Origin of the sequence: Acinetobacter sp. 226-1, assembly GCF_030329325.1 — a bacterium.
GTDB classification, from domain to species: domain Bacteria; phylum Pseudomonadota; class Gammaproteobacteria; order Pseudomonadales; family Moraxellaceae; genus Acinetobacter; species Acinetobacter sichuanensis.
On record NZ_JACANU010000002.1, the window covers coordinates 314,007 to 330,276 of the forward strand.

Consider the following 16,270-nt stretch of genomic DNA (forward strand, 5'->3'; position numbering starts at 1 on the left):
TTATTGATCCGCCATCAAAGTGTCAAGTACATGAGGAGAGAGTTTGTTCAAAATATAGCAAAACAGTTCAGCAGTTTTTTGAGTGTCATATAAAGCAGAGTGTGCTTCTTTGCCATCAAATTCAATTCCTGCCTGAATACATGATTTTGCTAATACAGTTTGACCAAACATCACCGCACTCAAAGTGACTGTATCAAATACAGAAAAACTATGAAATGGATTTTGATTTTTAGTTCCTGTACGTGCAATGGCTGCTTTGAGGAAACCTAAATCAAAATGTGCATTATGTCCAACCAAAACTGCATGCGTACATTGTTGTTGGCGACGAACTTCATTCACTGCTTTAAACATGCGTTTTAATGCTGTTTTTTCGTCTTCAGCCATCGCAATACGCATAGGATTTGATGGATCAATCCCAATAAAATCTAATGATCGACGGTCTAAATGAGCACCTTCAAAAGGATTAATGTGTGCGTGATGAGCCTCACCAGGCACAAATTTTCCTTCAGCATCATAAATAATTGGAATACACGCAATTTCAAGTAGAGCGTCTGTATCTGCATTAAAGCCTGCTGTTTCAACATCCACGACAACGGGTAAAAAACCACGGAATCGTTGAGCAATTACAGGCTGTATTTCAGTTGTCACACTTTTCTCCATTGAATGGTTTTACCCGCATATAATGGAATAATATTTTCACCATCTAAATAGTCTAAACTTTCAGGAATCACTTGGTCTTCTTTCACAAGGGTGATGGTTTTGGTGTTACGAGGAAGTCCGTAAAAATCAGCACCGAAATGACTTACAAAACCTTCTAAACGCTCAATTTTACCGATTTGGTCAAATGCTTGAGCATAAAGTTCAATTGCTGTTGGAGCACTATAACAACCTGCACATCCACAAGCATTTTCTTTAGCATTTTTTGAATGCGGAGCACTATCAGTACCTAAGAAAAATTTAGGGTTACCGCTACTTGCAACTTCTAATAATGTTTGTTGGTGAACTTGACGTTTTAGAATTGGTAAGCAATAAAAATGAGGCTTAATGCCACCCACTAACATGTCATTACGGTTAAATAATAAATGTTGTGGTGTGATAGTTGCAGCAACATTACGATCTTGCTCTAAGACAAAATGTGCAGCTTCACTGGTTGTGATGTGTTCCAATACCAATTTTAATTTTGGAAATTGTCTTAATAAAGGAACTAAGACTTCATCTAAAAAGCGTTTTTCACGATCAAAAATATCAACATGGTTATGTGTGACTTCACCATGTAATAATAATGGGACTTGATGTTCTTCAAGCTGTTCAATGACACCGTAAACCTTACGAATATCACTCACGCCATTATCTGAATTTGTCGTAGCGCCTGCTGGATAAAGTTTAATCGCATTGACATGGGTTGAATCTTTAATCTTTTTCACTTCAGAAGGTGCGGTTTGATCTGTAAAATACAGCACCATGCGTGGGTCAAAGTCCATGCCTTCAGGTACATGTGCCATGATACGTTCACGATAAGCCAATGCTTCTTCAACTGTTTTTACAGGTGGAACAAGATTTGGCATACAAATCGCACGAGCAAATTGTTTTGCTAAATCAGGAACAGTACGTTTTAATGCAAGACCATCTCTAAGATGAGCGTGCCAATCATCGGGCTGAAGAATAGTAATCGTGTTCAAGGCAGTTCTTACTGAAAAATAAAGTAGATGATAATCCATTCCAACAAAAATGGTAACCGCTATTTTTCGCTTGCTAAATCTTTGCGCATATTCTATAGATTGAATTGGTGTTTTTTTAGCAACATTTATTTCTATTTTAAAATTAAATGTTTATTCTTTATACAATACTTTAAAATAGTCAGAAAATAGCAGGGGAAAAATAAATACTTTGATTTAATGTAGGATAATCAAATAAATATTTTCTATTGAGTAAAGAGTCGGCTTATTTTAAAAAAACGCAATAAAATTACACTTTCCTTTTGATAAAGTGTTAAATTTGTCACGTTTTTTGATGCAAATATATTTTGAGTGAATAAATTAATCTTTTTAATGATTGGTATATTTAACGAGCTGATATTCAAAAATAATTTATTGGTTTTACTTTGGGTAAAGTATATTGTGTTGATAAGGTTATGATAAAAAGCATATCGGTTAGACTAAAAAATTTAGATAACGATTTGTTTTTTAATATTTAAAATGAGATGAATAGAGAGTAGAAAATGCGCAAAAGTGTGCCATTCATCATGTTGTTTGCATGTGTCACGATTTTTAATACATCAATTTATGCGACAACAAGCAAAGCTGCGAATGATGATAAAAAAACAGCTCAAGTTGCATCTGCACCATCCGTTAGTTGGGATAAAGAGTCCATAAATAAAGCTGTGTGGTCTGCTCAATTAGCACGTGGACAGTATCCTGCTTATGCACGAGCACAAGTCATGCTCAACAATTTACATGCTTCTCCTGGTCCAATTGATGCAAAAAGTGGTAAAAATTTCTTGAAAGCAATTTCTGCTTACCAACAAATGAATGGTCTAGAAATTACAGGAGTTTTAAATCAAAGCACATGGAATAGTTTGGTTGCTCAGCAAACACAACCTGCCTTTACTGAATATACGATTACAGCACAGGACTTAAAAGGTCCTTATGCGAAAAGTATTCCACGTAATTATGCTTTACAAGCGAAAATGAAAGGCTTGTATTACACACGTATTACTGAAATGTTGGGCGAAAAATTTCATATTGATGAAGAATTTCTAAAACAAATAAATCCTAAAGTAAATTTTAATAAAGCAGGTCAGAAAATTATTGTACCGAATGTACGTAATGATTTATCTGCGGATATTACTTTGATTGTGGCACATAAAGGCGCACGTCAATTATATTTGTTTAATCATTTAAATCAATTGGTTGGGTCTTTCCCTGCAACCATTGGTGGTGCTGATACGCCTTCGCCTAAAGGTACACATAAAGTCGTAAAAGTCGCAGCAAATCCTTATTATGGTTATTCACCAAAGAATTTTGTACAAGGTGGTAATAAGAAACCTTTAACATTACCACCTGGTCCAAATGGTCCTGTGGGTAATATGTGGATTGCTTTAAGTAAGCCGTCTTTTGGTATTCATGGCACACCAAATCCATCTTTAATTTCGAAAACAGCATCGCATGGTTGTATTCGCTTGACCAATTGGGATGCGAATGATTTAGGGCGTAAAGTTCAAGAAGGCGCTGTAGTAAAATTTTTAGAGTGATTTTAGCCGTTAAAATTTTTTGTTTATAAATAGAGGTATTTTATACCTCTATTTTTATTTTAAACTTATTATTTACTTATATTAAAATATTTATTTATTATTTCTTTAATATTATTGTGATTTAAACCGCTTAAATATAATAAAAATGTGATTTATTTTATTTTTATAAAGTTGGAATTAATTATTTCATTGCATTATTTATAATGTTAATCTTGTTGAGGTTTTATTTATTTTTAAAAATAAACTTTAAAATAATGGAATGTAAAAGTAATTAGTAAATAGATGAATAGTAAAATAGAAGATGAACCCGAAATCCAAGAACTAGAAAGACAGCGAAAAGAATACGAGTGCTTACTCGAAAATCAATCAAAAAGTATGTCATCACTTTTTTCAAAATCATTAGAGTCTAAGTTTTGGAAAGATCGTGAAGACAGATTAACTAAATTAATTGTACGGGCATTTTTTCCAGCCACCATTTTCTATTTTTTATTTGAACTGATTAGTTTACCCATTAACTATTTTACGACTGAGGTGATGTATCGCAAACATGATGTTCTGATGACGCTTATTTCATATAGCACGGGATGGATTGCGTTATTAACGGTTTATTTAATGGCAAAGCATCCTATATGGAAAGTTTATTATCGTCATGTTGTTATGACTGTCATTATGATCGGTTTGAGTATTGTACAAATTGTTTTATTTTCAACTCAATCAGGATCTATGACATGGCGAGGCACATTAATTATCATTTTTGCATTAATGTTTGCTTATATTTGTTCAGGTATACGTCCGCGATATACTTTTATCGCAGGTATGATGTCCGCACTCATAACATGTTTAGTGTTATGGATAACAGGAAAATATGTACCACAATGGGTATTATTTAATGTCTTAGTCTTAGGGAATTTAGTCGGTTTAGGTCTTGCAGTTTTAACCATTTCAACAGAAAGAATCCGTTTTTTGCAGTCGCTTATTATTGATCTTGATAAAAAAATATATGCTGCTTTAAATCAGCATTTAGTACGGTTAAGTCATCAAGATACTTTAACATTACTCGATAACCGTAGAAGTTTTGAACAGAAATTTTCACAAAGTTTATATCGTGCAAAAGATAAACATCAACCTTTGGCATTATTATTTATAGATGTCGATTTTTTTAAGTTATTTAATGATTATTATGGGCATCAACAAGGAGATATGGCTTTAATCTCTGTAGCTGAAGTATTAAAAAAGAATATTCAAGACGATGATATTGCAATTCGTTATGGTGGAGAGGAGTTTATTATTTTATTAAATAATAGTTCTTATGAAGCCGCGATTAAAGTTGCAAAAAAATTACTGGAGGATATGTATAAACAAAAAATTCCACATGAGCATTCTAAAATTTCTAAATATTTAACGATCAGTATTGGTTTAACGGTTTATTTAGGAAATGAGCATATTTTAGAAAAAGAGCTTTTAAATATCGCGGATAATGCCTTATATCAAGCCAAAAAACAGGGACGCAATCAGTATATTTTTATGCCTACCAATACCAATATGCATGATATAGATGTCAATAAAAACCCAGTTAAAAACTCATAGCTGAATTCTGTATTGTATTCATCCGTATTCGCATAGTCAGTGATCGCGCAAAGGGTTATTATAGCTGCATTATTGCATTGGAATGAATTATGAAAATTGTTGCAGATGAAAATCTAGCATTTACTGAATACTTTTTTTCAGAATACGGGGAAATTCATCAAGCAGCAGGGCGTACTTTGACCCATGATGATGTCAAAGAGAGTGATGTTTTATTAGTGCGTTCAGTGACCAAAGTTAATGAAGCATTGATTGGAAATACAGCGCTGCAATTTGTAGGTAGTGCAACGATTGGTACAGATCATTTAGATATTGAGGCTTTAGAAAAACATCAAATTGCTTGGTCAAATGCAGCAGGTTGTAATGCTCAAGCTGTTGCAGAATATGTGATTACGGCATTATTACATTTAAATGTAAGTTTAATTGATCAAAATAAAACATTTACTTTAGGGATTATTGGACTGGGTAATGTAGGTTCACGTTTGGCTTATATGGCAACTTTACTTGGTTGGCATGTGATTGGTTATGATCCATTTGTAAAATGTAATTATATTCAACAAGTTGAATTAGAAAGATTATTAAAAACAGCCGATGCAATTACCACGCATGTTCCACTCACCAAAGCAGGTGAGCATCCAACCTATCATTTGATTAATGCTGAAGCATTAGCAATGATGAAACCTGAAGCAATTTTAATTAATTCAGCACGTGGCGCTGTCGTAGAAGAAGCTGCGTTGATTGATGATATTAAAAAAACACAGCGTAAAGTCGTACTGGATGTATTTGAACATGAGCCTGAGATTTCTCAGCAATTATTAGACTTAATCAGCATCGTCACACCACACATTGCAGGTTATAGCCTTGAGGGTAAGGCACGCGGTACACAAATGATTTATGAGGCATTTTGTAAAAATTTTGACTATGCTGCACACAAAAAATTTGAGAGCCAACTGCCTGCATGTGAACAATATTTTTATGGCAATAATATTAAGCAAACATTGAAAAAGTATCTTACAGAAATTTATGACATTCAACGCGATGATGATAATTTAAGAGCTTGTTTGAAAGATGGTAAAGTAGATCAAAAAGCCTTTGATTATCTTAGAAAAACCTATCCTTTACGTCGTGAATGGGCTGCACACGGGGGACCTAAAGCATGAGTTTATCTGCTCTTGAAAACATAAATTATCAACCGACTTGTGATGTGGCTGCACTCAAAGCCCGTGCGAAAATGTATAGTCAAATTCGTCAGTTTTTTGCTGAACGAGATGTATTGGAGGTTGAAACACCTGTCTTGTCACAAGCGGGTGTGACTGATGTGCATTTGGCATCAATTCAAGCGCAACGTCATGTACAAGGTAAAAAGCAAACGCATTATTTGCAGACTTCGCCTGAATTTGCCATGAAGCGTTTGCTCGCAAGTGGCAGTGGTGCGATTTATCAGATTTGTAAAGTGTTCCGTGATGATGAACATGGGCGGAAGCACAACAGCGAATTTAGCATGTTGGAATGGTATCGACCTGCTTTTTCACTGAAAGATTTGATGCTTGAAGTGACGGATTTGTTGAATGTGGTTTTGGCACAGCGTTTTGGTGAAGTTCGCCCAACCATTTACAGTTATAAGCATGCCTTTATGGATCGTTTGGATTTGAATCCCTTGCAAGCGACTTTGGCGGAATTGAAAGATGCTTGTCGCCGTGTTGGTTTAAATCTGGATTTGGGTGATGATCGTTTAGGGTATATCGACCTGTTATTTTCACACATGGTTGAGCCAAGTTTAGGTTTTGATACACCTGTGTTTTTAACCGATTTTCCACCTGAGTTGGCTTCTCTTGCCAAGACACGTGTAGATGAAGATGGTGAGTTGGTTGCAGCACGTTTTGAGTTGTATATTGAAGGTTTAGAGCTTGCCAATGCTTATGATGAGTTGATTGATGCCGATGTGTTACGTGGGCGTTTTGAAGCAGATAATGCTGAGCGTGAAAAACTCGGTTTGCATGTGATGCCGATAGATGAATACTTACTTGCAGCTTTGCCGAATATGCCTGAATGCTCAGGAATTGCTTTGGGAATAGATCGTCTATTGATGGTGGTGCAAAATCAAATGAAGCTGGAAAAAGTGGTGAGTTTTACTGCGGATGTGTCGTGATATAATGAATGAAAACATGTCTGATTAATGTGATTGGGCATGTTTTTTATAAAATAATTATAGAAGACGAAAAAATATGAAACCTTATTTTATTAAAGATGATGATGGAAATTATCTAAATCCTGAGTATATCGAGCGTATTATAAAAATAAGATATTCAAGATTAGGATCAATATTGGTTTTTATGGGGATAAAAAGACCAAAAAGTGGCGGTGATCTTGATACGACAAAATTTTTAGAAGGTGACTTTGAGGTATTGGAATGGATAGAAAATTTAACGGAGGTATGTCCTGACGTCGCATGTCCACTCTCTCATGATGAATGGGTGAATGATAAGTTGTGTGATATTAATTTAGACAATATGAGTAAAACAGAAATTCATACAGCATTAGATAGTAATAAAATTTCGCACATTAACTCTATTTATGAAAACAAGATCTTTCAGTATTTTGAAATTGTGTATATTGATTCAGATCAGGTCACGATTAAAAAGTTTGATTCGGAAGAGTTGGCACAGGACTGGATTGCAGAGCATTTTAAAGTGATTTAAATAAGAGTAAGAAAAATTATCAGTTATTGGATAAAATGCGGTGCTTCAATGATATCAAAGTAATTCATCTTTAATATAAATGATCGCTGTCAAAATAATGAAAATACTCATAAAGGATATTTCTAAAAATTTATTTCTCTGAATCTTTTTATGATAGAAAATAACAGCTAACGGTGAAAGAATAAAACTGGTAAAAATACCCCAAATCCAATTGGTATTCATACGTCTATCTATAGTACCGTCAGGATTGGTAATCCAGCCTTGATATGGATGAATAAAATCTACAATTAAATGAGTCAATAAATAAATATTGATATAAAACATGACTAATAATACAACATAGAAAGGAATGGAGCTTATGAATGATGATTTAATGGATAATGAGGCTAATGTGAAAATTCCGAAGAAGAACATGACGATTTGTGGCATGCTTTTTAAATGAGTCTGGGTAAAACCCATGCCAATGAGCAGTCCACAGAACAATACAATGGTGCTTACATGATATAATTTTTGTTTCATTATTTTTTATTCCGTAGATTCAAAAGCATTTCTCTAAATGTTTAAAATAGCATATAGAGAATGGATGAGATTGTATTGGGCATGTAGGTGTTCTTATATTTTATAAAAAATATAAAGTTGGAAAAAGTGGTGAGTTTTACAGCGGATGTTTCGTAAAATTAAACATAAAACATGTCTGATTGTTGGGATTAGGCATGTTGATTTAAAAATAATAAAGATGTCAAAGAGAAAGAAGATGAAACCTTAGTGTATAAAAGATGATAGAAATTATATGAATCCAAGCAGTGAATTACCAAGTTCAATGAATCTTACGACATACAAAATAGACGACGTAGGTTTTTAATCTAAAAAAACAATCAATATTAATAAAATAATCGGTTTTAATGAATTTTAAATATTATGTATATTTATTGCACTCAGTTGATGCAGATAAACCTTTGATATGTATCAACTCAATTTTGAGGAATTTGTGTGATGAATAAATTTGTTTTGATTGTTTTAGTCGCTAGTACAGTATCAGCATGTGCATTTAACCCAACTCAATATGATGAAATGAGACATTTGGAAAATCTACATCATGATAAAATGAACGGTTAATATGCTAGGTAAAAAAGGCAAGTCATTGATTTGCCTTAATTCATAATATAGATTTCTAAGTTTTAGCTCAAAAAATCACAATTCAAAAAATAGATTTCCTAGACTTTTATAGAGATACTTTATATCAAACCGTATGACTATGATGCCCCAAATCATGCTTTAACTGCGCAATTGCCTCAATCCGTTTTTGAATGAGCATTTCACCAATATCCGCACCTTTGATCTCAGGGGGAAGGTCAGACGCCTTAATGGTACGCACACGTTGTGTGATTTTCCATAAAAAATCTGCTTGTGGATAATCACGATCTTCCATACCTAAGCGACCACGTGCATCACATTCACAGGCTTGTAAAAATGCCTCCACACGCTCAGGACGACGCAATACATCCAAACGCTGTAACAAACGCCACAAAGTCCCTGCTTTTAAAGTAAATGCCTGATGACATTTCAAATGCTCCTTGCACACAGCAAGCGCAAGTTGTTTGGTATGCGTTGGTACTTTTAAACGATCACATACTTCAGTCACAGGTGCTATACCACGTTCTTCATGCTGAACATGACGCGGCAATTCATCAACAGGGGTGAGTGCTTTACCCAAATCATGCACTAAAACCGCAAAACGAACATCTAAAGAATAGTTGGCTTTACAGGCTTGGTGCAAAGACATTAATGTGTGAATACCACAGTCTATTTCAGGATGATATTCAGGACGCTGTGGAACACCAAACAAAGCATCTATTTCAGGAAATAAAATTTTAAGCGCACCACAATCACGTAAAACCTGAAAATAAACATCGGCATGATTTTCCATCAAGGCGCGAGAGGTCTCTTTCCAAACCCGTTCAGGGGTTAGTGCTTCAAGTTCACCTGACTCAGCCAATTGACGCATGAGCGCCAAAGTTTCATCGGCAATGCTAAAACCATATTGTGCATAACGCGCAGCAAAACGCGCTACACGCAGTACACGCAAAGGATCTTCGGCAAAGGCATCTGAAACATGACGCAGGATTTTATTGTTTAAATCATTTTGCCCATGATAGGGGTCAAATACCTGACCTGTATCATCCATTGCCATAGCATTGATGGTGAGATCACGGCGAATCAGGTCTTCTTCCAAAGTCACATCAGGATCGGTAAAAAACTCAAATCCATGATAACCATGTCCTGACTTACGCTCAGTGCGTGCAAGTGCATATTCTTCTTTTGTTTCAGGATGCAAAAACACAGGAAAATCTTTGCCCACAGGTTGATAGCCTTGAGCGATCAGTTGTTCTGGTGTTGCACCGACAACCACATAATCTTTTTCGTGATAGGGATGTCCGAGTAAATGATCTCTGACGGCACCGCCTACTAAATAAACTTGCATGAAAAAACCTCTATTCTTCAAGCCATGATGCTACAGAATAGAGGTTTTCTCAAGTCACAAGATGTGAGTAAACGTGCAATTAAAGTGCAGCTTTCTCATTTTCCTGAATTTCAGCAACTGTTAATGCTGTCATATTCACAAGGCGACGTGTCGTTGCAGTCGGTGTCAAAATATGAACAGGTTTTGCTGCACCCAGTAAAATAGGACCAATCGTCACATTATTACCCGATGTAGATTTTAACAGGTTGAATGAAATGTTTGCAGCATCAAGATTTGGCATAATCAACAAGTTTGCAGAACCTTTGAAACGTGAGTTCGGGAATGCAAAATGACGAATATTTTCATCCAATGCCGCATCGGCATGCATTTCACCTTCAACTTCAAGGTCAGGTGCAATTTCAGTCAAAATTTCAAAGACTTTACGCATTTTTTGTGCGCTTGGGTCATTTTGATCTGAACCAAAACTTGAGTGTGACAATAAAGCAACACGAGGTGTCATACCAAAACGACGCACTTCTTCAGCTGCTAAAATGGTCATTTCAGCCAACTGTTCAGCCGTTGGGTTACGGTTGATGTATGTGTCTGCAATGAAAATATTACGATCTTCAAGCATCAAAGCGTTCAAAGTAAAGAAGTTATTGCGACCTTCTTTTAAACCAATGACATTTTTCACGAAATCAAGGTGAATGTCATAGCTTGAATAAGTACCACAAAGCATACCATCAGCTTTACCAAATTTGACAAGCATGGCTGCAATCAGTGTAGAGCGACGACGTGATTCACGCTGTGCATATTCAGGTGTAACACCTTTGCGTTGCATGATGGTGTGATAATCATCCGCAAATTTTTCATAATCAGGGTTGTTTTCCTGATCAACAATCGTGATATTTTCACCATTTTGCAGACGTAAACCGAGTTTTTTGATGTTCGCTTCAATCACTGCGGTGCGACCAACAAGAATCGGTTTAGCCAAATCTTCATCTACTGCAATTTGCACAGCACGGAGTACACGTAAATCTTCACCTTCTGCATAAACAATACGTTTAGGGTCAGATTTTGCTTGAGCAAAAATTGGTTTCATCATCAATGCTGAGTTATAAACAAACTCAGAAAGACGTTGACGATATGCAGAGAAGTCTTGAATTGGACGACTGGCAACACCTGAGTCCATTGCTGCTTGTGCAACAGCTGGCGCAATTTCAAGAATTAAACGTTGATCAAGTGGACGTGGAATTAAATAATCACGACCAAATGACGCAGATTTTTCACCATAAGAGGCTGCATCTGCTTCAACATGTGCCATGCGTGCAATCGCATGTACACAAGCAATCTTCATTTCTTCATTGATTGTCGTTGCCCCAACATCAAGCGCACCACGGAAGATATAAGGGAAGCAAAGTGCATTGTTCACTTGGTTTGGATAGTCTGAACGACCTGTCGCCATAATGACGTCTGGACGAACTTCATGTGCATGTTCAGGTAAAATTTCAGGATCTGGGTTTGCCAATGCAAAGATGATTGGGTCAGCCGCCATCACTTTAACCATTTCTTTGGTTAAAATACCCGCAGCAGAAAGACCAAGGAACATATCTGCATCTGTAATAACATCTGCAAGTTGAGAACCTTCAATATCTTGTACATAACGCTTTTTAGAGTCATCCAAACCTTCACGTTTTGTGGTTAATAAACCACGTGAATCAGCAACGATGATATTCTCTTTTTTTGCACCTAATGCGCATAATAAATCTAGGCAAGAAAGTGCTGCTGCACCTGCACCTGAAGCGACAACTTTAATCTCTTCAATTTTTTTGCCATTGAGTTGCAGCGCATTTAAAAGTGCTGAACCGACAATGATAGAAGTACCATGTTGGTCATCATGGAACACAGGAATGTTCATGCGTTCACGGAGTTTTTGTTCAATATAGAAGCATTCTGGTGCTTTGATGTCTTCTAAGTTGATTCCACCAAAAGTAGGCTCTAATGCAGCAACGATATCAACGATCTTATCAGGATCGTTCTCAGCAATTTCGATATCGAATACGTCAACACCAGCAAACTTTTTAAACAGTACGCCTTTACCTTCCATAACAGGTTTAGAAGCTAAAGGACCAATATTTCCCAGACCTAAAACGGCAGTACCATTACTGACCACTGCCACCAAGTTTCCACGTGCAGTATACAGTGCTGCTTTAGACGGATCTTTCTCGATTTCCAAACATGGCGCAGCAACACCTGGAGAATAGGCAAGTGCTAAATCATGTTGGTTAACGAGTTGTTTACTTGGAGTAACGCTGATTTTCCCTGGGCTTGGGAATTCATGGTAATAGAGGGCTTGCTGTTTTAGTGATTGATCGTCCATTTACATCTCGTTTGTTACAATGTACCAGCGGGGCTGGCGATTTTGGCTAGATTTTCTTGAATATACCATTTGTTGAGCGATACGGACAGTCGAAAAGATATCTTTTTGAACAAGATGTGCAATTACGGATTATTCAACTACGGTAAACAGAAGCGAGTTTGAATTTTGAAAGATAATCAATGCATTCTTGAGCCGTGAGTGGCTTAGAATAATAGTAACCTTGTAAAATATGACAATCGTGTTTTTTGAGGAAGTTAATTTGCTCAATCGTTTCTACACCTTCGGCAACAATACTGAGCCCCATTGCTTTACCCATTGCAATAATTGCACTCACAATAGCTTGATCTTTTTCTTGCTCAATTTTTGCAATAAAGAGTTTATCAATTTTCAAAGTATCAATAGGATAATTGATGAGATAAGCAAGAGATGAATAGCCTGTTCCAAAATCATCTAAAGAAATAGAAATATGACGATGTTTCACTTGCTGCAAGAGCGTGAGTACATTTTCTGATTTTGCAATGAGTGATGACTCTGTAATTTCAAGTTCAAGCATATCGCCAGAAACATTATATAGTTCTAAAGCTTGATCAATATCATGAATGAGTTCACCACGATGAATTTGTTGAGCAACAACATTGACAGAGATGCGTAAATAATCAAAATTTAAATCTTGCCAAATTCTGATTTGTTTACAGGTTTCAAATAAAACAAAACGTCCAATTTCGGTAATCAGACTAGATTCTTCTGCGATTGGCAAGAAAATATCAGGCGTTAATAAACCTAACTTAGGATGTTGCCAACGAATTAAAGCTTCAAAGCCATACACTTTTTCTGTTTTTGTACAAATTTTGGGTTGATAGTAAACCAGTAACTCTTTGTTTTTAAGTGCTTGTCTTAAATCACCTTCTAAATTTACTCCTTGGTGAAAGAGTCGTGTATTTTTATTGGTGTAAAAATAAGCTGTATTTCCCCCTAGACTTTTGGCTTCAGCTAATGCTTGTTCTGCATGGCTGTTGAGTGTATCAATTTGTCGACCATGTTCAGGATAAAGCGCAATACCAATTGAGGTTGAAATAAAATGCTCATTATTTTGAATGACAAAAGGACTTTCAAATGCTTCTAAAATTTTCTTAGCAATTTGTTGGATATTTTTTTTGTTTTGACCATATTTATAAATAATCGCAAAATCATCATTATTTAAATAAGAAATTAATAAAGCATCAGGGCAGGAATGTCTTAATCTCTGTGCAGTTTTTTGCAGTAATATATCACCTGCTTGAGTGCTTACAAACTCATTAAATGATCTAAAACGATCGATATTAATGCGGATTACAGCTAAATTTTGTATTGAATCATTTGGATCCGTTAGATAATGATGTAGTTGCAAATTAAAATAAAAACGATTTGGTAAATCTGTTAATAAATCATAGTTTTCTAAATATGAAACACGTTGTTCTTGTTTCTTACGTTCTGTTAAGTCAGTAATAATGCCAATATAATTGATGATTTTATTTTTTTCATCAGTCACTGCATTAATATGCACCCATAATGTTAAAACTTTACCTGTTAAAAACTCAATTTGTAATTCTGCATCATATTCACCATCTGCTATGAGTTTCTTAGTAACATCAAAATGCTGTGACAAAATTTCTTTTTTTGTATTGACTGTAATATCAAATAAATGTTTACCAAGTAAGTCACTTTGATGATAAGAAGTAAGCTTTTCAAAATAAGGATTAACCTCTAAATAACACAAATTATTGTCTAAAACAAAAACACCTTCTGCGACATGTTCAAACACATTTGCTGCTAATTTTAATTGTTCCTGATCCGTCTTTTCTTTTTGAATATCACGATGAATTCCAACCATTCTCAATGGTTTATAAGACATAGGGTGGCGTGCAACAACTTTGCCTGTATCTTGAATCCAGCACCATTGTTGATCTCTTTTAATACGATAACGTGCTTCAAAACGTTCTGTTTTACCTCTTAAATGTTGACGCATTAATTTTTGATAATTATCTAAGTCATCTGGATGAATTAAGCTTTCAAATTGAACTTCATTTTCACTAATATGGTTGAATAAAATTTTTGATTTTGTATCAAATATTTCAATACTACGTTTTTCAATATTCCATAACCAAGAATTAATGCCTGCAGTTTCATGGGCAAATGCTAAGTTTGCTTGATGGTTTTCTAAACGATCATTAATTTGTTTAATATCATAAATACGTTCTTTTACTTTTTGTTCGAGTAATTGATTATGTAATAAAAGCTCATTTTGCATTTGATTTGATTTTTCAACTGCATTTTTTAAATTAAGACCCAATTGATTCTTATCTTGCGTAAGCTGTGTTTCTTGGAGAGAAAATTTATTATTTTTAAAAGATAATAAGCTTAATTGTGTGTGATATCTATGCACAATAAAGGCACAGATAATAATAAATAAAAAAATAAAATTAAATGTAAATTGATAATAAGTAGATAATGGCGTGAAGAAAATAAACTTATATAAAATACATGGCGTAATAAAAGGAATAAATAAAAATAAAAAATATCGAAATCTATTGCTTAAATACAAAATAGAAATGGTAGATGTCGAAAAAATTAAAATCCCTGATAATATGATTAAATGATTTAAAGTCATATTCGGGGTATCAATATTGACATAATGATGTAAATTAAAAACACCAAAACCTAAAATACATCCTAAAACTAGACAAATAAATTGACAGAGTGCATCTAAATTAAAGGTATTATTATAAGGAGAGGCGATAGTTGCTTTAATTAATAACCAAAAAATACTCAGAAGAATAGAAATTGAAATGAACCATAAATTAAATGCAAATGAGAAGCTTTCAAAATAAAAAAAGTGAACAAGATCAACATATGCAAGAATGCCAAAAAGACAGACTAGAAAACGCTGTAAATGAACTGCTGCACTTTTAATCTGTGAAGTGTACAAAAGTTCATCTTGAACATCTATGACCATTCCTAATGCCTTTTCCTTATTTTAAATGCTTTTAGAATTTAATTTTATAGACAACATTTAATATTACTTTAATAATTGCTCAAGAAATATGTAAATTACTTATTTTTTTTGGCAAAATCAATAGATTTTTAAGGCACAGTTCACAAAAAAAGATTAAATATTTATTGAAATTTATAGTTTAAAATGGACAAAGCAACAACAGGGGCTGTTTCTGTTCGTAATACACGTTCACCAATACACCAATTTATAAAGCCTTTCTGATTTGCATTGTTTATTTCAGTATCACTTAAGCCTCCTTCTGGTCCAATTAATAAAGCTAGATCAGTTGTTACATTTGCTAATACATTGACTTCTTCTTTATTTGGCGCAAGAACTAATCGTGTTGTAGGAAGTTCGCTTGTTAGCCATTGCTCCAAATTAAGTGGTGCAAGAATTTCAGGTACAATATTCAATCCACATTGTTCGCAAGCCGCAATCGCAATACCTTGCCAATGATCAAGTTTTTTTTGGTCACGATCGTATTTTAAGCGCATTTCACAACGTTCAGAGGTGAGGAGTTGAATTTTTGATACTCCAAGCTCAACGGCTTTCTGAATGGCATAATCCATACGATCACCTTTGCTCATGACTTGACCAAGGAGTGTGCTGAACTTTGTAACACGATTAATAGGATTAAAATTATTGACTTTGACTATGGCTGATTTTTTAGAAATATCAGTTAATTCAACTTCATATTCGCCACCTTGCCCATTAAACAAAGTGGCTTGTTCACCGATTTGCGCACGTAAAACTTTTACCCAATGATGAAATACTGTTTCAGTCAGTTCAACTAGAGTATCAACAGCTAAATCAGTTTCAATATAAAAGCGGGGCATGTAGTTTTACTCACAAATAACGATGATGG

The 16,270-nt window shown here is 34.8% G+C and carries 13 protein-coding genes; 6 read left to right on the forward strand and 7 right to left on the reverse strand.

Annotation, left to right across the window (positions count from 1 at the left end; genetic code table 11):
* Positions 1-660, reverse strand: coding sequence for a ribonuclease T (rnt, locus tag HX124_RS04960; protein ID WP_107006466.1), 660 nt, complete (start codon positions 658-660; stop codon positions 1-3).
* On the reverse strand, positions 645-1,679 hold the full coding sequence (pyrC, locus tag HX124_RS04965) for a dihydroorotase (RefSeq protein ID WP_286382125.1): 1,035 nt from the start codon (positions 1,677-1,679) through the stop codon (positions 645-647). Before pyrC ends, rnt begins: the two co-directional genes overlap by 16 nt.
* Positions 1,680-2,218: 539 nt before the next feature.
* On the opposite strand from pyrC, the gene HX124_RS04970 reads away from it, so the two are divergent.
* From HX124_RS04970 to HX124_RS04990, 5 genes are all read left to right on the forward strand, one after another.
* Positions 2,219-3,250 (forward strand): L,D-transpeptidase family protein, encoded by a 1,032-nt coding sequence (locus tag HX124_RS04970; protein ID WP_286376530.1) that lies wholly within the window; start codon positions 2,219-2,221, stop codon positions 3,248-3,250.
* A gap of 282 nt (positions 3,251-3,532) precedes the next feature.
* Positions 3,533-4,837, forward strand: a complete 1,305-nt coding sequence (locus HX124_RS04975; RefSeq protein WP_286382126.1) for a GGDEF domain-containing protein — start codon at positions 3,533-3,535, stop codon at positions 4,835-4,837.
* An 89-nt stretch (positions 4,838-4,926) separates the two neighbouring features.
* Positions 4,927-5,994 carry a 4-phosphoerythronate dehydrogenase gene (locus HX124_RS04980; RefSeq protein WP_286382127.1) on the forward strand — a complete coding sequence of 356 codons (1,068 nt, stop codon included), beginning with the start codon at positions 4,927-4,929 and terminating at the stop codon, positions 5,992-5,994.
* Complete coding sequence (gene epmA / locus HX124_RS04985) at positions 5,991-6,983, forward strand: EF-P lysine aminoacylase EpmA (RefSeq protein WP_286382128.1); 993 nt, start codon at positions 5,991-5,993, stop codon at positions 6,981-6,983. Before HX124_RS04980 ends, epmA begins: the two co-directional genes overlap by 4 nt.
* A gap of 76 nt (positions 6,984-7,059) precedes the next feature.
* A complete protein-coding gene (locus HX124_RS04990) occupies positions 7,060-7,533 on the forward strand; it encodes a hypothetical protein (protein ID WP_286382129.1) in 474 nt (157 codons plus the stop codon).
* Between the two features lie 54 nt (positions 7,534-7,587).
* Here the strand turns inward: HX124_RS04990 and HX124_RS04995 are convergent, their stop codons facing one another.
* The gene (locus HX124_RS04995) at positions 7,588-8,052 is read right to left on the reverse strand and encodes a hypothetical protein (RefSeq protein WP_286382130.1); all 465 of its coding nucleotides are present in this window, start codon (positions 8,050-8,052) and stop codon (positions 7,588-7,590) included.
* A gap of 474 nt (positions 8,053-8,526) precedes the next feature.
* Here HX124_RS04995 and HX124_RS05000 point away from each other — a divergent pair, with 474 nt between their 5' ends.
* On the forward strand, positions 8,527-8,649 hold the full coding sequence (locus HX124_RS05000; protein WP_286382131.1) for a hypothetical protein: 123 nt from the start codon (positions 8,527-8,529) through the stop codon (positions 8,647-8,649).
* A 124-nt stretch (positions 8,650-8,773) separates the two neighbouring features.
* Here HX124_RS05000 and HX124_RS05005 read toward each other — a convergent pair whose 3' ends face one another.
* The 4 genes from HX124_RS05005 to HX124_RS05020 form a co-directional block, all read right to left on the reverse strand.
* Positions 8,774-10,015: a multifunctional CCA addition/repair protein gene (locus tag HX124_RS05005; protein WP_286382132.1), complete on the reverse strand. Its 1,242-nt coding sequence runs from the start codon at positions 10,013-10,015 to the stop codon at positions 8,774-8,776.
* Positions 10,016-10,094: 79 nt separating this feature from the next.
* Positions 10,095-12,374, reverse strand: a complete 2,280-nt coding sequence (locus HX124_RS05010; protein WP_286382133.1) for an NADP-dependent malic enzyme — start codon at positions 12,372-12,374, stop codon at positions 10,095-10,097.
* Positions 12,375-12,507: 133 nt separating this feature from the next.
* Positions 12,508-15,366: a sensor domain-containing protein gene (locus HX124_RS05015; RefSeq protein ID WP_286382134.1), complete on the reverse strand. Its 2,859-nt coding sequence runs from the start codon at positions 15,364-15,366 to the stop codon at positions 12,508-12,510.
* 161 nt (positions 15,367-15,527) lie between these two features.
* A complete protein-coding gene (locus HX124_RS05020) occupies positions 15,528-16,241 on the reverse strand; it encodes a 16S rRNA (uracil(1498)-N(3))-methyltransferase (RefSeq protein ID WP_286376522.1) in 714 nt (237 codons plus the stop codon).
* Positions 16,242-16,270: the final 29 nt, after the last annotated feature.